This is a genomic window from Mesorhizobium sp. M1403 (assembly GCF_040317695.1).
GTDB lineage: Bacteria > Pseudomonadota > Alphaproteobacteria > Rhizobiales > Rhizobiaceae > Mesorhizobium.
The window spans coordinates 1-22,079 of the sequence record NZ_JAMYKY010000025.1 but is presented as its reverse complement, the minus strand read 5'-3'; the positions used below and the strand labels follow the sequence as shown (position 1 = coordinate 22,079).

Sequence of the window (22,079 nt, the reverse complement as noted above, 5' to 3'; positions counted from 1 at the left end):
GCGCACCATCCCGCGATTTTGCCAACTCGCGCCGGGCGTTCGTTATGGCCGGTCGGCTCGCCAACCGAGCCGCGACTCGATGCGGCGCGCACTGGTCTTGACCATCGTAATCAAATCCGGGTTCTTTTGCTTCAGCTTCATATCCGGGACGACGATCGAGATCGTCGCACGGCAGGCTCCTTGATTGTCACGGATGGGAGCCGCAATGCAGGCAACTGAAAAGTCAGATTCACCAGCCTGGATGGACAGGCCCAGCTCCAGTGCTGTGGCGGCCGCCCGAGCGAGCACATCCTCGTCCGTCTCGGCTCGACCGGTCGGAGAGGCGATCGCGGATCGGGCGAAAATGGCGCGGCGTTCGGCTTCCGGCAAATGGCCGACGAGCAGCCGGCCCGACGCGGTCCAGTTCAGCGGCGTCCGGGTCCCGACGCGAGATGTAACCTGGAAATGATCTTTGCCCTCTTCCATCGCAAGCACGACCATATGGTCACCGTCACGGCCGCATAGCTGGATCGTCTCTTTCGAACTCTGAGCCAGTTCGTGCATCTCCTGCGTTGCCACGTTGAGCAGGTCCAATGTGCGAGCGTAGGTCAGGCCGTACTGATAGAGCCGCGGACCCAGCCAGAGCAGGCCGCCGTCCTTGCGGTCCAGCAGTTCCTTTTCGACCAGATCGTCGACGATGACGTAGATCGTCGACAGGGGGGCGCCGATGTCGTGCGCTATCTCATATGCAGTTGCTGGCCGCCCCTGCTTTTGCAGATAGTCGAGTATCTGCAGCGCACGGTCGATACCGCTGGTGCGCGAGCGGCGGGGTTCCCGCGGGTCTTCGGCGGGGTTCAGGTGCAGGTCGGGCGCTATCGTGGGCATGGCATTCTCGGTTTTGCGGGCACTGTAAGGCAGCCGGGGCATTTACCACAGCCAGCCTCAATCCGGCCAGTTGAGGATCGCAGCCTCGCGGGCCATGAGACGCTCGTTCCATGGTGTGGCGATGATCGCATTCGACTTGCGCGCGCCATCAAGCTCCTCGGCAAGCCGTGCCGCCACAATGAATTCTTCGTCGGGATGCAAATTGCATGGATCGAGGAAGAAATAGCCGTGCTCGACTTCATGATCGCGGACGACCACCGGCGGATTGCCAGCTGCCAGCCGGTCGGCCAGATCCCAGGCTGTAATGCGCGATTCGGCGGCATTCACCCACACCTTCAAGCGATCGAGCGGATTGCTGGTCGGGTCGGGTACGATAGCGGCGGTGACGCCAGGCCGCCCCTCGAGTGCTTGCGCCCAGCAGTCGAGCGCTCGGCGTTCGCGAGCGCGAATACCCGCATGGTCACGCGTTTTCCAGGCCTGGAGAGCAGCGAGCGCACCGACGATGCCTTCCTTGCCGACCTTCATGCCGCGCCCGATGCCCCGGTTCTGCAAGTAGACGTCGCGCACCCGCGCCTTCGTGCCTGCGACGATACCGGATGTCGGGCCGCCCAGGAATTTGTGACCCGAATACAGCACCAGATCGGCTCCGCTGGCGAGAAAGCCCGCCAGATCGTATTCGGACGCTGCGTCGACGATGACCGGGACCCCGCGTGCATGGGCGGTTTCGACGAACATCTTCAGCGGGATTTGCCCATACTCGACGACATGGTGCGACACGACGTAGATTGCTGCAGCAGTGCGCTCGGTGATAGCGCCTGAGAGCTGATACGCCGAGGCGCTGGTCGCCTGACCGACCGGCACGACCTTGGCGCCGGCGAGACGGATCGCCTGTTCGATCGGTGCGCCGTAGCTGACCATGTGGCCGGACTGGATGACGATCTCGTCTTTCAGTCCAGCGGTATCCGGCAGCCGTTCGATCGCGGCAAGGTCCGGGCCCGTCATGCTGGCCGCCACGGCCAGGCTGATTGCCGCGGAACAGGAGGCGGTGATGAAACCGGCCTCCGCGCCCGTCAATTCGGCGATCACGGCGCTGGCCTTGCGATGCAGATCGGCCATTTCGACAAACTCGGTGAGAATGCCGGACACAGCCTCGACAGCCGTGGGAACGACAATGGAGGCGCCGAGCGAGGTCATCGTGCCTGAGACGTTGATGACGGGCCTGAGGCCCAACTGGCTGCGGATATCTTCGACAGGCATGGTCTTGTGCTCCGACTATTCGATGCGACTAATCAACGGCGATGACGGCTTCAATTTCGACGCTGATCCCTCCCGGCAGTGATCCGTGACCCACCGCAGAGCGGGCATGGGTGCCGCGCTCGCCGAAAACGTCGATGAGCAGGTCCGAGCAGCCGTTGATCACTGCGGGGTGGTCGGCGAAATCCGGCGTGGCGTTTACCATGCCGAACAGCTTTACCACACGTCGCACGCGGCACAGATCGCCGAGCGCTGCCTGCATGACGGCAATGAGGTTGACACCGGTCAGCCGCGCATGGGCATAGGCCTGATCGACCGTCACGTCGGCACCGACCTTGCCTGTATAGACCCGGCCGTCGGCCTCACTCGGCCCCTGGCCGGATAGGAACAGCAGCTTGCCCTCCTGCACGTGTGTGACAAAATTGGCGATCGGCGGCGGCGCCTCGGGCAGCGTTATTCCAAGCGCCAAAAGCCGGTCGTAGGGCGTGCTTTCCGGTCGCTTCATGAGCTCGGAAAAAGTCATACACAAACTCCAATCAGATCGTTTTTTCGTTGTGCCGGATGCAGGCCACGTGATGCCCGCCGCCGATATCGTCGACGGGCGGAATGATCCCGGCGCAGGCGGCAATTGCCTCCGGACAGCGCGTGCGGAAGACACAGCCGGAAGGCGGGTCAATCGGGCTTGGGATATCACCATGCAAGGCGACGTGGGTGCGGCGGCGGGTCGGGTCGGGCACGGGTGCTGTCGCCAGCAATGCCCTGGTGTATGGGTGCCGCGGCGCGGCGTAGAGAAGACGGCTCGGACCACGCTCCATGACGCGCCCGAGATACATCACCACCACTTCGTCGCAAAGGTATTCGACCACCGAGAGGTCATGCGCGATGAACAGCAGCGTCAGGCCGAGCCGCTTTTGCAACTCGCCGAGCAAGTTGAGCACCTGCGCCTGCACGGACACGTCAAGCGCCGAGACCGGCTCGTCGGCGACGACGAATTCCGGCTCGACGGCGAGCGCGCGCGCAATGCCGATGCGCTGGCGCTGGCCGCCGGAGAATTCGTGCGGGTAGCGCGTGGCGTGATCAGGCGACAGGCCGACCAGGGTCAGCAGTTCGGCGACCCTGTCGGCACGTCGCTTGCCTCGCGGAAAGCCGCGCGCGTCGAGGGCCTCGCCGATGATGGCGGCGATGCGCATGCGCGGGTTGAGGCTGGAGAATGGATCCTGGAACACGATCTGCAGCTTTTGCCGGTAGCTGCGCATTTCACGTGCGGACAGCGAAAACAGATCGACGCCGTCGAACAGCGCTTTGCCTCTGGTCGGCTCCACCAGCCTGAGGATGGCGCGCCCGGCGGTGGTCTTGCCAGAGCCGGACTCGCCGACCAGCCCGACCGTCGAGCCGCGTCCGACATCGAAGCTGACATCCTCGACAGCATGAACGATGCGGCCATTGCGGGCGGGAAAGTGCTTTGTCAGACCCTGCACGCTGAGCAATGGCGCAGTCGCCGCACGACTTGGTATCACCCCGGCGCTCACAGCTCTGCACTCCTGATGCAACGGGAAGCGCCATGCGGCCCTGCCGGCATTAATGGCGGCGGTGCCGCGCGACAGGGCGCAATGGCGAAGTCACAGCGCGGCTCGAAGGCGCAACCCGGCGGCAATGCGGTGATCGGCGGCACGCTGCCGGGAATGGAATAGAGCGCCCGGCGCTTGCCGTCGTCACCGATGTCGCGCGCGGCATTGGGCGTACAGGCCAGCAGCCCCCTCGTGTAGGGATGGCGCTGGTGCGCAAACAGGTCGTTGACCGGTGCCTGCTCGACGACACGGCCGCCATACATGACGACGACATCATGGGCGATCTCGGCGACGACACCAAGATTGTGGGTGATGAAAAGGATCGACATGCCCATCTCGACCTGCAGGCGACGCAAGAGATCAAGGATCTGCGCCTGGATGGTGACGTCGAGGGCCGTAGTCGGCTCGTCGGCGATCAGCAGCGACGGACTGCAGGCGAGTGCCATGGCGATCATGACGCGCTGGCGCATGCCGCCGGACATCTGGTGCGGATAGTCGTCGAGCCGCGAGACGGCGTCCGGAATCTCGACATGCTTCAGCATGGCGAGCGCACGGCTGCGCGCTTGCTCCCGGGTCACCGGCTCGTGCACCGCGATCATTTCGCCGATCTGATCGCCGACCGTGAAGAGCGGGTTGAGGCTGGTCATCGGCTCCTGGAAAATCATCGCGATTTCCCGACCGCGGACCTTGCGGAATTCCTTCTGAGTAAATCCGGCGAGGTCGTGGACACGCTCCTGCCGGTCGCGGAACAATATCTGGCCGCCGGCGATCCTTCCGGGCCGTGACAGCAGGCCCATGATCGACAGGCTGGTCACCGACTTGCCGGAACCGGATTCTCCGACCACGGCCAGCGTCTTGCCGTGCTTCAGGTCGAAGGTGACGCCATCGACCGCCTTGGCGGTAGGACGGCGGGTCTGAAACCAGGTCCGCAAGTCCCGAACCGACAGGATGACGTCGCTGGCGATCGCGCCGCTCATGATTTCCACCCGCAATGCGGACAGACGTGCACACTGCCCGCAGAACCTTCCGGCGGCAGGTGGCGGTGGGCAATGATCGCCTCGGCACCGAGGATAGCGTGGCGAGGCTGGAACAGCCGGTGCAGCGTGCTTGTCGCCCCTTGCGAATCCTTCACGGTGAGCTCGGCGTCGGCGAGGTCGAACAAAGTGAATTCTGCCGGCCTGCCCTTTTCCAGCAGTCCGTCGGCGGGCAACCGGATGGCGCGGCGCGGCGCCGTCGTCGAGGCCGTCACCACATCGTCGAATGCCATGCCGAGCGACAACAGCTTCGACATGGTGGTTGCCATATCCCACACCGGGCCGTCGAGCGAGCGGTTGTGCAGATCGGTCGAGATCGTCTTCGGCGGCAGACCGCGCTCGAGCGCCGCCTTGGCGACATCGAAGGAGAACGAGGCGCCGCCGTGGCCGACATCAAGCACAATGCCGCGCTGCGCCGCATCCTCGGCGAGCCGATAAAGATCGTCGTCCTCGATGATCGAGCCGCCGGCCTTGCCATTGAAGCAATGAGTGACGATGTCGCCTTCGCTCAGCAGGCCGAGAACATCGTCATAGAGTGGCGGCGGCTCACCAACGTGCACCATCAGCGGCAGCTTGAGGATGCGGCCGAGCTTCTTCGCCAGCCGGACCGGCGTCAGGTCCCAGCCGCCGGTAATGACGTGGCTGGCACGCACCTTCAGTCCGACGATGACGTCGCGGTTGGCCTCGACGGTTGCAATGGTGCGGTCGATGTCGATCGAGCGCATGTCGGTCAGCTCGCTGACACGGTTGCAGGCGACGAGACCGATCGAACCTATGTTCAGGAACGCGTATATATTCTCTCGCGCCGGCTCTATGATGAACTCGCGAAAGCCGTGGAAATTGGCTTCGCCGGCTGAGCCGGCATCGACCATCGTGGTGACGCCTCGGGCGGCGCCACATTGCTGCGGCCGCAGCGAAATGTCGGTGCCGCCGTACCAGACATGCACGTGAAGATCGGTCCAGCCGGGCGACAGGAACGCGCCATTGGCGTCAAGCATCTTCACATCCTCGCCGGCGGCAATGGTCGAACCGGTTTCGGCGATACGGCCATTCTTGCCGATCAGCACGTCGATCGTCTGGCCAAATTCGCCGCCGAAGCCGACTGGTTTTGCGCCCCGGATCAACAGCGGCCTTTCGGTTTGGGAAGAGCGATTGCTGAACATCAGATGTCCTTTGCCAGACGAGGGTCGAGAAGATCGCGCAAGCCGTCGCCGACGAGCTGCAGCGACAGCACGGTGATGACGATGGCGCCGCCCGGAAACATCATGATCCAGCCGGCCTGATCCATGTATTGACGGCCGGTGGCGATCATTGTGCCCCAGGTCGGGATGTCGGGCGATATGCCAACGCCGAGGAAGGACAGACCGGCCTCTGCCAGGATGGCGTTGGCGAAGATGAAGGTTGCCTGCACCAGCAATGGAGAGGTGACGTTGCGCAGTACGTGCCGCACCAGGATAATCGGGGTCGGCACGCCGAGTGCGCGGGCCGCCTCGACATAGGGCAGTTCGCGAATGACCAGCGTCGAGGCGCGCACGACGCGTGCGAGCCGCGGCGCATAAACCACGCCGAGGGCGACCACGACATTGACGGCGGTAGCGCCAAGTGCGGCCACGAGCGCAATTGCGAGCAATATGTCGGGAAAAGCCATCATGGCGTCGATCAACCGCGACACCGGCGCGTCGAGCCTTCTGAAGAAGCCGGAAGTCAGTCCCAAAACGACACCGATGATCGAGGCGAAGATCACGACAGCAAAGCCGACCGCCAGCGAAGTGCGCGCGGCGTAGAGCATGCGGGTAAAGATATCGCGCCCAAGATCGTCGGTGCCGAACAGGTGGTCGAGGCTCGGCGGATGCAGGCGACTGGCAATGGAGAGCTTGGTCGGTGCGTAGGGGGCGATGACCGGCGCGAGGATCGCGGCGAGCACGATGGCGATCAGTACGGCGATGCCCACCGCCGCCGTCGGCCGGGTCGTCAGCCGCGAAAGCATATTTGGCTCCGCCTGGAGCGGCACCGAGATAGCGGCCATCAGTAGCGAACCCTCGGATCGACAGCCAGATAGAGCATGTCGATGGCGAAATTGACCAGGACGTACAGCCCGGCAATGACCAGCAGCGCGCCTTGGATAACCGGATAGTCGCGCCGTAACACCGCCGAGACGACCAAGCTGCCGACGCCGGGCAGACCGAACACCGTCTCGGTCACCACCGCACCGGAGATGAGCAGTGCCGCGGTCAGGCCGATGACGGTGAGGATGGGGATCAAGGCATTTCTGAAGGCATGCTTCAGCACCACACGCCATTCGCTCATGCCTTTGGACCGGGCGGTCCGCACATAGTCGTCATTGAGCACGTCGAGCATCGAGGCGCGCGTGAAGCGGGTGATCAATGCCGAGCTTATGAGACCGAGCGCCAGCGCCGGCAGCACCAGATGATCAAGCCGGTCGGCAAACGAAGCTCCCGGCCCGCCATAGCCAGATGTGTCGAACCAGCCGAGCTTCACGGCGAAGAACTGAATGAACACAAGGCCGAGCCAGAAGCTCGGCACGCTGGCTGCGAACATGGCAATGGTAGTTGCCGCCTGGTCGAAGATAGAGCCACGCTTATAGGCCGACAGGATTCCGACCGGCAGCGCGATGAGCGTTGCGATTACCAGGGAGAAGACGGTGAGAAAAAACGTCGGTTCGGCGCGTTGGGCGAGCGCGGTCGTGACCGGCTCGCCGAGGAAGATCGACTGGCCGAAGTCGCCTTGGACGACATCGAGAACGTAGCGCCCGAACTGTTCGAGGATGGAACCGTCGAGCCCGAGCTTGGACCGCAGCGCGGTTATATCGGCGGCCGTGGCGTCTGGACCCAGCATAACTGCCGCCGGATCGCCGGGCGTCACCCGTACGATGACGAACACGATCGTGACGACCAGCGCCATGACGACGATCATGCCGAGAAGTCTGTTGAGGATTGAGCGCAGCATCTGCGTTATAGTCCCTGAGCAATCATCGAACGGTTTGCCGGGCGCCACGGTTCTTTGTCGGCCGGCACCCGGCCGCCTATCCTTGGGTTGAGGCGGAAGGTGGGAGGAGCCGTCTCAGTTGCCTTCCAGATAAGCGTTCCAGAAATAGGGCCATGGCGCCGGCGTCACGCCTTTCAGCTTGGGGGCCTGGGCGGCCAAGGCGTTGAAGTCGCCGACCTTGAACGCTGGAACCTCGTCGTAGATCGCCTTCTGGACATCTGCGAACAGCGCGACGCGCTTGGCCGGATCGGCTTCGGCGTTGAACGCCTCAAGCACCTGGTGCTTGCGATCCGAAACCCACCAACCCGGAGAGGAGTCCGACATTATGCCGGTCAGCGACGGCTCGGGCAGGAACGGACTGTGGCTAATGTAGATGTCCCACAGCGCCGGGTCGGTGCGGTTCTTGGTCAGCGTCGCCCATTCGACCACGTCGAGCTGGACCTGGAAGCCGGCGGCTTTCAGATACTCGGCCGCGACCTGCGCCAGCTTGTAGTGGAACTCGTATTGGCGGCTGGTGAGGATGCGCAAAGGCTTGCCGTCATAGCCGGCTTCCTTCAGCAGCGCCGCAGCCGCCTCAGTGTCGCCATCGGGCTTGTAGGGCTCGGTGCCGGCGTCCGTGTGCCAGGCAAAGCCTTCGGGATACATGTCGCCGTCGGCTGCGAAGAACTCCTTCGATCCGAATGCGGCGAGCAGCATGTCGTTCGGCGCCAGCGCTGCTTGTATCGCCTTGCGGATGCGAATGTCGGAATTCAGCCCCTGCTTGGTATTGAGGACGAATACCGGCCAACCGAACGGCTTCAAGATGACCGGCTGGGTCTTGCCACCCGAGATCTTGTCAAAGGACTCGACCGGCAGCGAGTCAACATAGGCGAACTGGCCGGAGACAGCGCCTTCGACGCGCGTGTTCGCATCGGGAACCGGCACGAAACGGATTTCGTCGAGATACTGTTTTCTGGCGCCACCATAGCCGTTGGGTTCGCCGTCGCGCGACTTGTAGCCGTCGAACCGGGCAAGCTGGATGTACTGGTCCGGCTTGCGTTCCTTCAACATATAGGGGCCGGTACCGACGAAGCTGGTCAGCGGCTCCTGTCCCACGTTTTCGGACGGGATGATGATTGCGGCCGCATTGTTGAGTGAGAGCAGCGACAGAAGTGGCGCGAACGGCTTTTTCAGGGTGAGCTTGACGGTGTGGTCGTCAACGGCGTCGACCGTGGCGATGACTTCGGCTGCCTGCTTGCCGCGCGTGGCAATCTTCATCCAACGCTGCAGCGAAGCGACCACGTCGGCCGAATTCATATCGCTGCCGTCGTGGAACTTAACGCCGGTTCTGAGCGCGATGGTGTAGGTACGGCCATCCGGCGAAATCCGTGGCATGTCGGCGGCCAACAGCGGCGTGATGCCCCAGTCCTTGTCGAAGGTATAGAGCGTCTCGTAGATGTGCTGTGTGACAATGCCAACCAGATCGGCGGTCGAGGCCATCGGATCCAGTGTCGGCGGCTCCCCAATGGTCGCCACATCAATCACTCCACCTCTAGCGGGCTCGGCCCAGGCAGCGCCTGTCGCCGGCAGCATAAGCGCGGCGAGTGAAGCGACGATTTGCAAGAAACGCCTCATCTTGGTTCCCTTCGCTCTGTTCCATAGTAATGGAATTTATATCCTAGTTACGGACGAAGTAAACGCATCCGAATATGACGTCGTCAAGCTTTTTTCGCCCAGAGGACGTCGCGCGGCTGGAGTCGCTGATGATCCTCGTGCGCCAAGGCGTGGCCTTGCCACAGGCCTGCATCACGCGATCGCCCAGGCGCCTAGGCCGCGTGGTGGGATATCGGTGGCGGCGCGCTGAACCTGCTGTCTGCCGCCAGCGCACTGCTAAGCAGTCCTGAGCTCGCGCGATCGAACTCAGGTCCATGGAACACCGCCTCACCCGACGACGACTTTACGACCGCGCTGATCCTCTCCGGTTGGTCGCCTGGCAAGTAGCAGGCGACATGGCCACGTCAGTCCATACGATCAAGCTGGCATCAGCGGCTTGACGCGATCGACAATGGCGGCGACCGCTTCCTTCGGGCTCTTGCGACCGAGGACGGCGAGCTGAACCTCCTCGAGAAATGTCGACTGAGCGCGAGCGGCTTCGGGAAAAGCCGGGAAGGCCGGTCGCGCCTTGGCGAGCGCGGCAGCCTCGACCTTCGCCTGCGGCAACGACCCGGCGAACGACGGCTCGGCATAGGTCGAGGTGCGGACGGGGCCATTGCCGTTGCGCGCCATGTCGAGTGTGGCCGCCTTGCTCGCTACGAAACGGATGTAGCTCCAGGAGAGCTTCTTGTCCGTCGAATTGGCGGGAATGGCCATCGCCCAGGATTCGACGACCGGATGCATTTCCTGACCGGTGCCGAGGGTCTTGGAGCCGGGAAACTCGATCGGCTTGATCTTTCCCGGCGCAGTCGACTGTTCCTTGCTGTTGAGCTGCGCGTAGCGGGCGAAAGGCAGCACCGCGAAGGCAGCGCGTCCCTGCTGCATCCACGTCGCCATGTCGTCGTTGCGCGTTGTGGCGTAGCTGCGGGGAAGCGCCCCGGCCTTGAAGAGGTCGGCGAGCACGGACAGGCCCTTTTCCATCGCCTCCGGATCGGGAACCACCTTGAACTGCTTGTCGATGAAATCACCGCCGAACGCGCGGGCGAACATGACCGGGAAGACGGCGAGGTCGCTCGCAAGGATCATGCCGACGGCCGGCGTACCGGACTTGGAGGTGAAGGTCAGCTTCTTCGCCTGCTCGACCAGCTCCTCCAATGTGTTCGGTGGCGCCGAAATGCCGGCCTCCTGAAGCAGCTCCTCGTTGTAGAAAAGCCCCTGCGTGGCATGGCGCACGGGGATGCCGACGAGCTTGCCGCCGACGGTCATCGATTGGCGCAGGCCCTCGGCGATATCGTCGAAATCCTCGATCGGCTCGGCTTTCTTGAGGTCGTCGAGCGGCTCGAACAGCGAGGCGATCTGCGACGTCATGCGGTTGTCGATGACATAGCCGACGTTGAAATCGGTCTCGCTCAGGCTCGCCTCCCGGAATAACCGGTCCTGGAGCGGATTGCTGTCAAGCGTAGTCCAGGAGATCTGGGCGTTGTTCTTGTCCTCCCAGGGCTTGATGACATTGCCGGCGGCGCCGGTCGTCAGGTTGGCTTGGTGGACGCGATGGCAAAGCACGTTCAGCGTCTTTACCTGGGCATGGGCCAACCGACCCAATGCGCCCGTCGCGCCGGCGGCCATCGCGGTCGTCAGCAGGGCTCTGCGTGTCATGTGCAAAGGCATTGTCTTCCTCCCTTTCTCGGTGACGTCGTCACCCCTTGGTCGCGCCGGCGGTCAATCCGGCGACGAGAAACCGGTTCATCAGGACCACGAAGACGAGAACCGGCAGCAATTGGACGGTAGAGGCCGCAAAGAGCACGCCCCAGTCGACGCCGTCGATCGAACTGATCATCTCCGAAAGGACCAGAGGCGCGGTCTTGGCGTGGTTGGCGGTGAAGATATAGGCGAACAGAAACTCGTTCCACGCGAAGACGACGACGAAGACGGCGACGGCGAGCATGCCGGGCGCTACGAGCGGCAAGATGATCTTCACAAGGATCGTCAGCGGCCGCGCGCCATCGAGGACAGCCGCCTCGTCGAGTTCGCGCGGTACCTGATCGATGAACGTGCGCATCAAGAGCGTGCCGAGCGAGACAAAGAACGTCGCGTAGAGCAGGATCAGCACCAGATGGGTGTCGTTGAGCCCGAGCCGATTGACGACCGGGAACAGTGGCAGCGTCACGACGATCGGCGGGATCAGCCGCGATCCGATCAGAAACATCGCCGATCCTTCCAGGAAACGGACGCCCCGATAGCGTGAGTAGGCAAAACCGGCGAGCAGACTTGCCATGACGGCAAGCGCCGTCGCCCCGGTGGTGATGATCAGGCTGTTGACGAGCCCGTCGAAAAAGGCCGGCCAGCGCTGCCACAGCGAGGCGTAGTGCTCGAAGGTCGGTTCGAAGAAGAGCTCCGGTGGAACCGCGAAAATCTCGCGACCGGGTTTGAACGACGAGAGCACGATGAAGCCGATCGGAAACAGTGACCAGACGACGATTGCCGCAACAGCGAGCATCTTTCCGGCACCGATGGCGAGACGCCTAGAACGCATTGGCCACGGATTCCTTGCGCAGCCGCCATACATAGCCAGTCGCAAGCAGCAGCGAGATGACGACCATCATCCACGCCGTCGCGGCCGCCGTGCCGAACGAGTTGTAGCGGAAGCCTTCCTGATAAAGATAAACGGAAACGACCTCGGTCGTGCGTGCCGGGCCGCCCTGGGTCAGGAGCCAGACCTCGGAAAAGAGGCGGAAGGCGAAGATGTAGCGGAAGAGCAGCGCGATGAGCATCGCTGGCGCCAGGAGCGGCAGCGTGATGTTGCGGAAGAGCTGGAACGCATTGGCCCCGTCGGTGCGCCCAGCCTCGTAGAGCTCCTTCGGAACCGCGAGCCGTGCCGCATAGAGGATGATGAATGTGAATGGCAGGTGCAGCCAGATCGTGAGCAGGCCGACGAGGACGAGGCCGTGAGAAGGGATGAACGTCCAGTCGAGCGTCGGCAGACCGGTGTATCGCAGCATCAGCGTGATTGGGCCGACGTCCGGATCGAACAGGAAGCGCCACATTGCGACCGCCGTCACCTCGCTGATGGCGTAGGGAGCGAGCACCACGACGAGCATGACGCGCTGGAGGGGAAGCCCGGAAGCGAAAAGCAGGGCCAGGCCAAGGCCGAGCAGCAGTTCGATGTGAACCGCCACGGCGACGACGAGGACGGTGTTCCAGACCGAACGCCAAAAATAGGGATCGGTGAGGACGCGGATGTAGTTATCGAACCCAACGAAGGTTGCCGATTGGCCGAATGACGAGGCTTCGAAACTCAGCCACAGGACGAAGATGGCGGGGAGCACGATGATCCCAAGCACCAGGAGGTGCACGGGCGTCGCATAGAGGTAGGCAGGCGAAAACGCGAAGCGCCGCCTCTTGGTCTCGCCAGGCGCTTCCGCCGTCCCCTCCCCCCTGTGGCCGACGGATGCCTCGGAACCAAATGCCATTGCTCCTCCCTGAGCGGTTGCGCGTCAGCCGTCCCTGGCGGCAAGTGGAACGGTGCCCTCCACCGTTGTTCTGTACATCACCCGGCGATATCCGGGATAATCGTTGATGGCGGTGTGCAGGACATGGGGATTGTTCCACATACCGAGCGTCTTCGGTTCCCAACGCAGCCTGCAGTTGAACTCGGGCCGGACAGCCCGCGCCATCAGGAAGTCGATCATCGGCTTGCTTTCTTCCTCCGTCATCCCCTTGAAATTGGTCATCACGCTGCTGACGAAGACATAGCGCCGGCCAGTCTCGGGGTGGCGACAGATCACAGGATGCTCGACGACGGCATTCTCGATCGCCTCGACATCGGCCTTGACGCCGAGCCGGCTGTGGGCCGCGTTGATGGCGAAGACCCCGCGGCCGCTATGGACGCCCGTCAGGCCTTGCAGGATCTCGACCAGCCGCGACGAAAGCGAGTCATATGCCTTCTCGAGGCTGGAGAAGCAGGTGTCGCCGCCAACCGGCGGCACCTCCTCACCGTAGAGGATCGTAATGCCCGGCGGCTTCGGTAGCCAGGCGAGGTCCATGTGCCAGTCCTCGCCGATCACCTTGCCCGTGTCGTCCGGCTCGCGCACGAAGCGCACGATATCGTTAAAGCCGTCGATCGGCGTGTGCACCGGATTGCCGCTAAATGGTCCGAACCGGCGGGCGACCTTGTGGACGCCGGCGGCGTCAAGCTCCTGATCACGCACGGCGAGCGCATGGTATTTGTAGAGCGCGCGGCGAACGTCCTGGAAGGCATCCTCGCTCGCGCTCGCCAGATCGATCCCACGAATTTCTGCACCGAACGCTCCAGTGAAGGGGCTGACCTCGAAACGAGTGAATGCGTCATCGCGCAGCACGTGATCCTCCCTAATACGCGCCTCGTCGCCATCATGGACTGACTTACCTGCAAGTAAGTAACTTGAAAGCCAAAGGCTGTCAACTCACCCTCGCTTTGATCCACTGGATGTCTAGCCTCGACCCGAGCCCTTCCCCGCATCCTGCCAAGCGGCGCGGATGATCGCGGCGAGCGCTGCGAAGGTCCTGGCGACCTCGTCGAAGCTTCCGGTGTCCTGCGTCATTGGTGGACAGGACAGAAGGGTAATGCGCAGCATGTGCACGAGCTCGTCGCTGAGTGTGTGGGAGGAAAGCTCTCCGTCCTTCACCGCCTGGTCTACCGCATGACGCAGGCTCTGATCATAGACCCGGTTGACGCGCTCCAGGGCACGTTCCGCCGGTTCGCCGAGAACCGGGAGGTCGTGGCGAAGGCGCGAAAGCGGGCTCCACATATTGCGAGCTCCCTTCTCAGCGTTGAAACGTTCGTAGAAGCGGCGCAGATCCTCGAGCTGCATATCGAGCCGGTCGAAGAACCGGATGTCGGGAGTCGTCCAGAAGCGTTTGATCCGGGCCTCGGCATTGGCAGCGAAGTCCGCGATCAATTCCTCCATCAGCTGACGCTTGTTACCGAAGTGATGATGGATGTTGGCGCGCGTCGTGCCGATCGCCGTCGCTATATCGCCGAAGCTGAAACCATCGTGGCCGCGCAGGACATAGAACTCGGCCGCGACCTCTTTGATTCTGGTCCGCGTAGAGTGCGCCTCATCGCCGGGAGGTCCTGAAATGTTGGCTCTCATATGCCTTCCGAAATTCATGCCGCTCGCTGCCGCGACGATCACTATGCCGGAACGAGCCGCAACCGCCCACCGACCGGCACCAGACGCGATCAGCGTTGCTATCACAAATTGCCATGCGATGTACCCGTCGTACTAGAGTCTCTTTCTACGCACTGGCGGAACTAATTTGCGCCAGGTGCAGACATTCGCGGTGGGGCGGGTGAGTGGATACGGGAACGCGTATATCGACCTTCAACCTGGTTCGCGCCCTTGACTGATATTACGGGTCAAAAGGGCAATGACCTTGCTGGGGACAGGCCACAAACTCAGGCAGTGGATAGCGGCTGCGCATCGGCTGCGCCGATCACTTCTCGCATCGTCACGATGGTGCGAAACGCCTTCACGTTCGAATCGGCGTGGAAGACTTCCCGCGTGAAGACATCGTACGCCTCCATCCCTGGCAATTGCAGGAGGAGCACGAAATCGGTTTCACCGGTGACATACCAAGCCTGACGAACCTCCGAGCGCCCGCGAAGCTTGCCGATGAAGGCGTCCAACTCGACAGCGCTCTCCCGTTCCAGGGAAACGAGCACATGGATGGTTAGCGGCAGGCCCACGGCCCCCGGGCGAACGACGGCAATGTCTGCTGCGATCACGCCATCCTTCCGCAGCCGGCGCAGGCGGCGCAGAACCGCGCTCTGGGAAAGCCCGACCTGCTCGGCGAGACGCCGCGCCGGGATCTGGTTGTCGCGCTGAACCAGCGACAGCAGCACATAGTCGAAGCGATCGAGGACGGCAGTTTTCGTCATGAGGACAGGCATGTATGACGAAATCAGGCAGGCGAGCAACGATAATAGGCGCCAACCGGCGTGGTTTCCGGGATAGAACTTCGCCTCATGACCATAGACACACAGCCGGGCCTTGACCCTGATCAGATCGCGGCGCTGTTACAGCGCCTGTCGCCATTTTATGCACCGACACCGTTGCTCGACCTGCCAAACCTCGCTGCGAGCCTGGATGTGGCCCAGGTGCTTGCCAAGAACGAGGGACACCGTGCCCTGGGCAGCTTCAAGTCCCTCGGCGGCACTTATGCTGGTCTGTGTGCTCTGGCCCGGGCTACCGGGATGGATATCGACGAATTGCTCGATCCAGAGCGGGCCAGGACGCCGTTGCCGGCGTTAATCACGGCCAGCGCCGGCAATCACGGACTTGCCGTTGCCGCGGCGGCGAAGTTTGCCGGTGGGACGGCAAAAATATACCTCCACACGGGCGTTCCTGCGGCGCGGGTCAGGCGTATCGAATCACAAGGCGCCGAAATCGTGTGGGTCGACGGCACCTACGACGATGCCGTCGATCGGGCCTCCGCGGCGGCCCGGGCCGGAGAAGGCATTCTGGTGGCCGACACCTCTAGCGACCCGGACGACCTAGCTGTAGCAGATGTCGTCGCTGGCTATGGCGTGCTTGCTGCGGAAATCCGTCGCCAGGTCGACGAGATCGGCCATCTGAGGCCAACCCACCTCTTCGTGCAGGCCGGTGTCGGTGGACTTGCCGCCGCCCTGACGGCAGGGCTGAAGGACTGGTTGATGCCTCCATCCATGATCGTCGTGGTCGAGCCGGAGGCCGCAGCCTGCGTCGCGGCCGCGCTGTCGCGAGGATGGTCGGTGCGGATACCCGGCGATCTCAAAACGTCGGCGGACATGCTCGCCTGTGGCGAAGCGGCCGCATCGGCGCTCGACGTGCTCCGCCAAGCCGACGCTCGGATCGTGACCGTCTCGGACGCGGCGCTTACCGACGCGATGAACCGGATTCGCGAGGCAAACGGTCCCGGCACCACCCCGTCGGGTGCCGCCGGCCTCGCCGGTCTTGCCACAGCCGTCGCGGCTTCCGGCCTGTCGCAGGAGCTTGCGCTCGATGGATCGAGCCGGGTGCTGATCATGGTGACCGAGTCCGAACTGGAGAAGGACGCATGCGATGGCGCCGGACCGGGAATCATTTGAGAGCAGAAGTGCAGCTGGGTCGCGAGCTGACTGCCTGCCCGCGTTCCAGATTCGAGGGAGGACGCATAAGAGCTCGTGGCCAATTCCGTCGCACCGTTTCTGTGGCGAAAAAACCACCCGGAGCGGACGGGCCAGCGCTTGACCGAGTGAAGGAACGAGAATGGGTACCTCACCGCATACCGGGTCCATGAAACTCATCTACCAGACCCACTCCCCTTACGCGCGCAAGGTTCTGGTCTTTGCCCTCGAGGCCGGGCTTGCCGGACGTCTGCGCGTTATTCATCAGGAGACGAGCCCCACCAATCGCAACGATGATGTGTTTGCGATCAATCCGCTTGGCAAGGTGCCCGTTCTCGTTCTCGACGACGGCTACGCGATCTTCGATTCGGGCGTGATTTGCGACTATCTCGACAATCTCAAAAGCAGTCGGCGGCTCATTCCCGAAACAGGGCGAGCAAAATGGTCAGCCTTGCGCCTCCAGGCGCTCGCCGGCGGCATGTGCGACGCAGGCATTTCCATCCGCTGGGAAAACGAGCGCCGCCCTGAACATCTGCGTTATCCCGCCTTGGGCGCAGGCATGACGATGAAGCTCATCGAATCCTACAATTTCGTGGAACGCGAGGTCGAATTCGACGCGCCGCTCCATGTCGGCCACATCGGGCTCGCCACTTGTCTAAGCTGGCTTGAATTCCGGGGATTGCCCGACTTCTTGCAGGGAAGGCCACGACTGACACGATGGTATAGATCCTTCGTGGAACGCCCTTCAATGCGTGCCACACCCTATGACGGCGACACGCGAGATTGATATCGATCGCTAGGCTTTCGAAATCCAGTATGTGTCGGTCACCAGCCAAGCGTTCTCGAGGCCATTTGCTGGTCGCCCTCGGTGATATTGCGCGAGACGGGTGACCTTGCCTCGCGCAGCCTTGAGGGCGACCATCAAGGCCTTTTCTTCGTCACTGCGCCTGGCTCCGCTGCAGGGATAAAACCCGCATGGCATAAGTGAGCGTACGGGAAACGTATCGCCAGCCCTTTCCAGAAGCATCATGAAACCTCGTCGGTCTTCACCTGTGAACGGCAGTGCCATCCGGCCAGCGTCGGACAAATTTGAAAGCCACAGTTCCGGCACGTGCGTCACTCCGGCAAAGGCGACCACGACATCGAGGTCTGGCAGATCAACTGCCTGCGTTGCATCACCGGACGTCACGTCAACGTGGGCATAATGAGCAAGATTGCTTTGCGCGCGCCGAGCCAGTTCTTCGTCGATCTCATATGCAATCACGCGTCCTCCAGAACCCGTCAGTTCAGCGAGGATGGCGGTGAAATAGCCGACACCGGCGCCCACCTGAAGGACAGTCTGGCCGGGAGTGATGTTCAGATGGTCGAAAACCAATGCCCAAAGCGACGGCAAGCCGCTGTTTAGTCCGCGCTTTTCGTCAAGTGAGACCAGAACGTCGTGGTAAATCTCATGAAGTGCGGCTGACGGGCTGGTGTGGACGGCCCCGATTTGCAATCTCGAATGGATACGCCATGGCCCGTTGCCAAGGTACCGTTCGCGCGGAACCTTTGCGAAGGCCTCGATGACCGCAGGGTTGTGCAAGACAGGTGATGAGACACGCAGATCTTCGGCAAACCACCGGCGCGCTTCACTAGCATCGATTCTTGTTGGCATGGAATGTCGGCTCGCGGATTGGGCGTACTTGTCATGCTCTCAGAAAACCGAACGACGGCAAAGGGGCCCTATCCCCGCAAGACGATCCGCTCACAGCTCAAGGAGCCGCTCCGAAACCAAGGGTTCGCAACGAACTCGTAGACGTGGAAGCCGTCCTGCGGTCGGTCGGCCTGGATCCGGCGCTCAGTTACAGGTTCCCGCACCAGCTCTCTGGCGGGATAAGTTCCGGAACCTTATACCGCTACCGAAGGTTGATATACCGAGCTGGGCCGGCGAATAAGCCAGAAGCCCAGCCAGAGCGGCAGATAAAATGAATGAGCTCAATCAAGTACAGTCCGAAATCATCACCGCTGACCTACTCTTCGCGAGGGTCATGCACGACTATGACTACCAAGCTTCGAGGCGCAGTCAGAGCTCTCGCGAAAGGCCTTGGTGGGGTCCACGGTCAGAGGCCATCCCGTCTGCCCTGCTGTCGAGGTGCTTCGGAGCGTTGGATCAGGCAAGCTCTGACTTGAGCACGATCATTGCAAGCTCGCGCCAAGCTCGACATTAGGCCAAGGCAGCGCCCGTGCATCCACGTCGGTGATCAGCATATGGCCCGGCGTCGCGATAGGTTTCGAAGAGACGCGCATCAATGATGACGTCGCCCTTGATCTGCGTGATGCCCGCACCGCGAACTTCCTTGGCCAAGCCATCAAACGCCGCGAGCGGGTCGCTCCCCTTCACCAAGGCGCCGCCTGCAAAGCCGGTATCAGCATAGTTGTGGTCGATTTCCGGCATATTGTTGTAGCCGAGGGTGCCGTCCGACTGCTCGCGTAGACCGAAACTGAAGTCGCCGGACGCGACCAGGATCAGATCACCGCCAAGCATACTGTCCGAGACGGACCCGGTCCTGTGGACCGGAGTGTGAAACCGGTACTCGGCACCATACAGATCCAGCACGGTGGCAGTGCTGTATACCTTCATGATCGATCCAGGAGTCAGCGCCCGGTCTCCCGCCTGGTCGACAAGCACGGCCCCCGTGTCGAGATCGACCACGCGCATGCCCCAACTCGTGTGCGCGTACGCCGCTTTCGACTGGATCTCTCCGATGACAGCCGAAACATGTTCAGGCGGGTCGCCCGCGACCGGCCGAAGGGTATCGGCGCGCGCGCCGGCGCCGCAAATAAGCCAAGCGTGACTAACGCGACGAGGGTCGTCAGAGGGGTCGAATGGATCACGAGCATTGGGCAATCCCTTTTCACGAGCTTGAGATCGCGTTGGGCGAAATCTGAGCGCAGCGGCCGCGGAGGCTGCGGCGGCGGCTCGAACCGCTCGATGATGGTGTCGTATCTCTGATGGCGCGATCCGCATCCTGCGCCTAGTGCGGTGCTCGAGGGCAATCCGCGGCTCCAACTCGCTACCTATGCAGTTGGCCCGAAGCCCATCCCGGGCGACGGCGAGCCAGTGCTTGGCTCCGTCGAGACCGTCGCCGGGCTTCACGTCGCCTTTAGCCACAGCGGCGCCACGCTTGGATTGATCGTCGGCGAATTGCTTGCCAAAGAAATCGCCTCAGGCAATCCGCATCCCATGCTTGCTACGTTTCGCGCTAATCGATTCAGCTGAAAGGGCAATTGCGGCAAGGCCGAACTGTCCAAGCGCGGACGCTCAAGGGAGAAGATGAATGCCCCGCAAACTATGGCCAGATAGCCGCTCGCGATCCACTGGAGTGCGCTGAGCGCGACAAGTTGCGCAAGCCTCAATTCAAAGCCAAGAAGATCGAAAGGCAGACTGCACCGAAGAGCCCGGCGGTCTACCTTGTGGGAATCAGGTGCAGTGCAGACTTCCCGCCCTTCACGGGCGCCGCTGACAGCTTGCGGTCAAAGCTGGCAAGTTGGCCGCCTCGCGCCTTGGCGAGCGCGAGAAGGTACGTATCCGTGACCTGTGCCGAAGTCAGGATTTTCGCTGCATCGATGTCGCCGGAGCCAACCAGGCTCACATCGTCGGGCCAGAAGCTGTGCCCGTGCAGAGCCCGCAACTTGGTAACGATTTGCGCAACGATGGCGGGCGAGCCGGGAGAATTAGGATATCTTTGGTTCCCGACGATGCGCAGGACGCCGTTTTCGGTGATCGGACAAGTAGCCCATGCCGCGTTGCCCGTCTCTTCGAACCAGCCATGCGCGTCGCCATAGGCGACGTGACCAGGATCGATCAGTGCGATCAGCACATTGACACCGAGCAGGAAGGTCAAGGCAGTTCGTTTCGCAAGGCGTTGACCGTCTCAAGCGTGACAGGAGGTGCATGCGGCCGAGGCGACAGAAGAGGAATCCCGTTGCGCTCGCCGCCAGCTTGAGGCCGGCGCAGCGAGCGCCGGGCGAGATCGCTAATGACCTTGCCGAGGCTACGACCCTGCTGCCGGGCCATGGCCCTGGCCGCGACCAGGACGTCGTCATCAATCGCCAGTGTGGTTCTCATATCACTCTCCTGACGCGCATCAAACATCACGCATGATGTGGACTAGCTACGTCGGACACTCAAGCGGTGCGAATACCCGGCGGATTTGCGTGGAACACGTTTTGCCGGAAAGATCGTCGCTCCGCGGCTTCAACCTTTATGCGACGAAAACTGCGCCCGCGGTAATCAGCGAAACGCCAAGCCAGTTCGGCAGGGACAATTGTTATCTGAGGAAAACCGCACGGAATACCGTGTCAAGCGCGACGCTTAGCGTGGCGTCACCGAGCAACTCGCCCTCCCACAATGCAGCACCAGGGCTGCGATGACATGTCTTGATCGTGTTGCTGAAGTCAGCCAGATCCTACGTCGATAACGGCCTTGATCAGACCGGACTTCTGCTGCGCCCAGATTGCGATGTCGCGTGGGCTGTCGCGCAGGGTGGTGCGGTGGGTGACAAGCTGGTCGATTGGTATTTTTCCAGCGCGAATCGAGGCAATGACGTGCTGGAAATCGCTACGAGTCGCGTTGCGACTGCCGATCAGCATCATTTCCCGTTTGTGGAACTCTGGATCGGAGAAAGTTATGTCGTCCGGCACGACGCTGACCATCACCATGACGCCGCCATGAGCAACATAGGCAAGGCAGACTGCATCGAACGGCTGTTTCCCGTTGCGTCGAAGACGACGTCGAAACCTGCTCCCGCAGTTCGCGCCGCTATCGTTTCGATGATCGAAGGTCAGCCGCTCGGTATCGACGTCCATGACGGTCACGTTCTGTTGCGCGATTCGCGCAAAAAGCGCGGTGCCGAGGCCGATCGGCCCGGCGCCGATAACCAAGGTGCGAATGCCCGGCCCCGCCATGCATCTGCGGACTGCGTGGGCACCGATGGCCAGAAACTCGACCGTGGCCGCCTCCACCAGTGACAGGCCGGCCGCTGGAATCAAGTTTTGCGCCGGCACGAGAATCTGCTCACTCATGGCACCGTCACGGTGCACGCCAAGCACCTCGATCGACATGCAGCAGTTAGGCTTGCCCTGGCGGCAGGCGGCACAATGTCCGCAGGCAAGATAGGGATTGACGAGGATTTGCTCTCCGACCGACAGGTCCACGGGCGCGTTGATTGCCGCGATTGTCCCCGAAACCTCATGGCCCATGATGCGCGGATAGGCGAGATAAGGATGCCTGCCCTCGAAGATGTGGTAGTCGGTTTCGCATATCCCGACAAAGGCGACATTGACCAGTGCCCAGCCTTCGGGCGGAGCGTCTGGTGCCTGCTGCTCCTCAAACACCAGTCTGCCGGGCTCGGAGCATCGCACGACTTTGATGGTGGGATCCATGACTGCAATTCCCCCCTTGCTAAGCTGGAGTCCGGCAACAGGAAGTGGGGCGGGGGGGGGGGCCCCCGCGCCCCCCCGGGGGGACAAGAGAGACATTAAAGAAGTGGAGAGAGACACACCCCCCCCCGGGCGGAAAAAAAAGACCCACCCGTCCCCCCCGCGGGGCGGCTC

The 22,079-nt window shown here is 62.4% G+C and carries 21 protein-coding genes and 3 pseudogenes; 4 read left to right on the top strand and 20 right to left on the bottom strand.

Annotated elements, in window-relative coordinates; translation table 11 throughout:
• Positions 1–42: 42 nt before the first annotated feature.
• The 15 genes from NKH01_RS28130 to NKH01_RS28060 all read right to left on the bottom strand — a co-directional run bounded on the left by NKH01_RS28130 (position 43) and on the right by NKH01_RS28060 (position 15,278).
• On the bottom strand, positions 43–864 hold the full coding sequence (locus NKH01_RS28130; RefSeq protein ID WP_352910051.1) for an IclR family transcriptional regulator: 822 nt from the start codon (positions 862–864) through the stop codon (positions 43–45).
• 57 nt (positions 865–921) lie between these two features.
• Positions 922–2,121 carry an aminotransferase class V-fold PLP-dependent enzyme gene (locus NKH01_RS28125; RefSeq protein WP_353023430.1) on the bottom strand — a complete coding sequence of 400 codons (1,200 nt, stop codon included), beginning with the start codon at positions 2,119–2,121 and terminating at the stop codon, positions 922–924.
• A gap of 28 nt (positions 2,122–2,149) precedes the next feature.
• On the bottom strand, positions 2,150–2,641 hold the full coding sequence (locus NKH01_RS28120; RefSeq protein WP_352639600.1) for a RidA family protein: 492 nt from the start codon (positions 2,639–2,641) through the stop codon (positions 2,150–2,152).
• Between the two features lie 13 nt (positions 2,642–2,654).
• Entirely contained in the window at positions 2,655–3,647 is a 993-nt protein-coding gene (locus NKH01_RS28115) for an ABC transporter ATP-binding protein (RefSeq protein ID WP_353005110.1), read from the bottom strand.
• Positions 3,644–4,663, bottom strand: a complete 1,020-nt coding sequence (locus NKH01_RS28110) for an ABC transporter ATP-binding protein (RefSeq protein ID WP_353023427.1) — start codon at positions 4,661–4,663, stop codon at positions 3,644–3,646. The genes NKH01_RS28115 and NKH01_RS28110 overlap by 4 nt, the downstream gene beginning before the upstream one ends.
• Positions 4,660–5,883: an amidohydrolase/deacetylase family metallohydrolase gene (locus NKH01_RS28105; RefSeq protein WP_353023426.1), complete on the bottom strand. Its 1,224-nt coding sequence runs from the start codon at positions 5,881–5,883 to the stop codon at positions 4,660–4,662. Before NKH01_RS28105 ends, NKH01_RS28110 begins: the two co-directional genes overlap by 4 nt.
• Positions 5,883–6,746, bottom strand: coding sequence for an ABC transporter permease (locus NKH01_RS28100; RefSeq protein WP_353005106.1), 864 nt, complete (start codon positions 6,744–6,746; stop codon positions 5,883–5,885). Before NKH01_RS28100 ends, NKH01_RS28105 begins: the two co-directional genes overlap by 1 nt.
• Positions 6,746–7,687, bottom strand: coding sequence for an ABC transporter permease (locus tag NKH01_RS28095; protein WP_352910055.1), 942 nt, complete (start codon positions 7,685–7,687; stop codon positions 6,746–6,748). The genes NKH01_RS28100 and NKH01_RS28095 overlap by 1 nt, the downstream gene beginning before the upstream one ends.
• A 114-nt stretch (positions 7,688–7,801) precedes the next feature.
• The gene (locus NKH01_RS28090) at positions 7,802–9,340 is read right to left on the bottom strand and encodes an ABC transporter substrate-binding protein (RefSeq protein ID WP_353023424.1); all 1,539 of its coding nucleotides are present in this window, start codon (positions 9,338–9,340) and stop codon (positions 7,802–7,804) included.
• A 396-nt stretch (positions 9,341–9,736) separates the two neighbouring features.
• Complete coding sequence (locus NKH01_RS28085) at positions 9,737–11,026, bottom strand: ABC transporter substrate-binding protein (protein WP_353023422.1); 1,290 nt, start codon at positions 11,024–11,026, stop codon at positions 9,737–9,739.
• A 28-nt stretch (positions 11,027–11,054) separates the two neighbouring features.
• Entirely contained in the window at positions 11,055–11,891 is an 837-nt protein-coding gene (locus tag NKH01_RS28080; RefSeq protein ID WP_353023420.1) for a carbohydrate ABC transporter permease, read from the bottom strand.
• Positions 11,881–12,828: a carbohydrate ABC transporter permease gene (locus NKH01_RS28075; RefSeq protein WP_353023418.1), complete on the bottom strand. Its 948-nt coding sequence runs from the start codon at positions 12,826–12,828 to the stop codon at positions 11,881–11,883. Before NKH01_RS28075 ends, NKH01_RS28080 begins: the two co-directional genes overlap by 11 nt.
• Before the next feature lie 24 nt (positions 12,829–12,852).
• The gene (locus tag NKH01_RS28070; RefSeq protein WP_353023416.1) at positions 12,853–13,716 is read right to left on the bottom strand and encodes a TauD/TfdA dioxygenase family protein; all 864 of its coding nucleotides are present in this window, start codon (positions 13,714–13,716) and stop codon (positions 12,853–12,855) included.
• 111 nt (positions 13,717–13,827) lie between these two features.
• Positions 13,828–14,490 carry a TetR/AcrR family transcriptional regulator gene (locus NKH01_RS28065; RefSeq protein ID WP_352790918.1) on the bottom strand — a complete coding sequence of 221 codons (663 nt, stop codon included), beginning with the start codon at positions 14,488–14,490 and terminating at the stop codon, positions 13,828–13,830.
• Positions 14,491–14,795: 305 nt separating this feature from the next.
• Positions 14,796–15,278, bottom strand: a complete 483-nt coding sequence (locus NKH01_RS28060; RefSeq protein ID WP_023718499.1) for an Lrp/AsnC family transcriptional regulator — start codon at positions 15,276–15,278, stop codon at positions 14,796–14,798.
• An 87-nt stretch (positions 15,279–15,365) separates the two neighbouring features.
• On the opposite strand from NKH01_RS28060, the gene NKH01_RS28055 reads away from it, so the two are divergent.
• Together NKH01_RS28055 and NKH01_RS28050 are read left to right on the top strand one after the other, a co-directional pair.
• Entirely contained in the window at positions 15,366–16,466 is a 1,101-nt protein-coding gene (locus tag NKH01_RS28055; protein WP_353023415.1) for a pyridoxal-phosphate dependent enzyme, read from the top strand.
• A 187-nt stretch (positions 16,467–16,653) separates the two neighbouring features.
• On the top strand, positions 16,654–17,271 hold the full coding sequence (locus NKH01_RS28050; RefSeq protein WP_353023475.1) for a glutathione S-transferase family protein: 618 nt from the start codon (positions 16,654–16,656) through the stop codon (positions 17,269–17,271).
• Between the two features lie 9 nt (positions 17,272–17,280).
• On the opposite strand, the gene NKH01_RS28045 is transcribed toward NKH01_RS28050, so the two are convergent.
• On the bottom strand, positions 17,281–18,138 hold the full coding sequence (locus tag NKH01_RS28045) for a protein-L-isoaspartate O-methyltransferase family protein (protein ID WP_353023413.1): 858 nt from the start codon (positions 18,136–18,138) through the stop codon (positions 17,281–17,283).
• 69 nt (positions 18,139–18,207) lie between these two features.
• On the opposite strand from NKH01_RS28045, the pseudogene NKH01_RS28040 reads away from it, so the two are divergent.
• Positions 18,208–18,356: pseudogene (locus tag NKH01_RS28040) on the top strand (ABC transporter ATP-binding protein); the annotation flags it as partial.
• Between the two features lie 331 nt (positions 18,357–18,687).
• On the opposite strand, the gene NKH01_RS28035 reads toward NKH01_RS28040, so the two are convergent.
• Positions 18,688–19,491, bottom strand: a complete 804-nt coding sequence (locus NKH01_RS28035) for a D-alanyl-D-alanine carboxypeptidase (protein ID WP_353023411.1) — start codon at positions 19,489–19,491, stop codon at positions 18,688–18,690.
• Positions 19,492–19,500: 9 nt separating this feature from the next.
• Here NKH01_RS28035 and NKH01_RS28030 point away from each other — a divergent pair.
• A pseudogene (locus NKH01_RS28030) lies at positions 19,501–19,743 on the top strand (D-amino-acid oxidase); the annotation flags it as partial.
• A 187-nt stretch (positions 19,744–19,930) separates the two neighbouring features.
• On the opposite strand, the gene NKH01_RS28025 reads toward NKH01_RS28030, so the two are convergent.
• From NKH01_RS28025 to NKH01_RS28015, 3 genes and pseudogenes are all read right to left on the bottom strand, one after another.
• The gene (locus tag NKH01_RS28025; RefSeq protein WP_023718511.1) at positions 19,931–20,368 is read right to left on the bottom strand and encodes a TA system VapC family ribonuclease toxin; all 438 of its coding nucleotides are present in this window, start codon (positions 20,366–20,368) and stop codon (positions 19,931–19,933) included.
• Positions 20,365–20,592, bottom strand: a complete 228-nt coding sequence (locus NKH01_RS28020; protein ID WP_353023409.1) for a CopG family transcriptional regulator — start codon at positions 20,590–20,592, stop codon at positions 20,365–20,367. The genes NKH01_RS28025 and NKH01_RS28020 overlap by 4 nt, the downstream gene beginning before the upstream one ends.
• A 329-nt stretch (positions 20,593–20,921) precedes the next feature.
• Positions 20,922–21,896, bottom strand: a pseudogene (locus tag NKH01_RS28015) (zinc-binding alcohol dehydrogenase family protein).
• Positions 21,897–22,079: the final 183 nt, after the last annotated feature.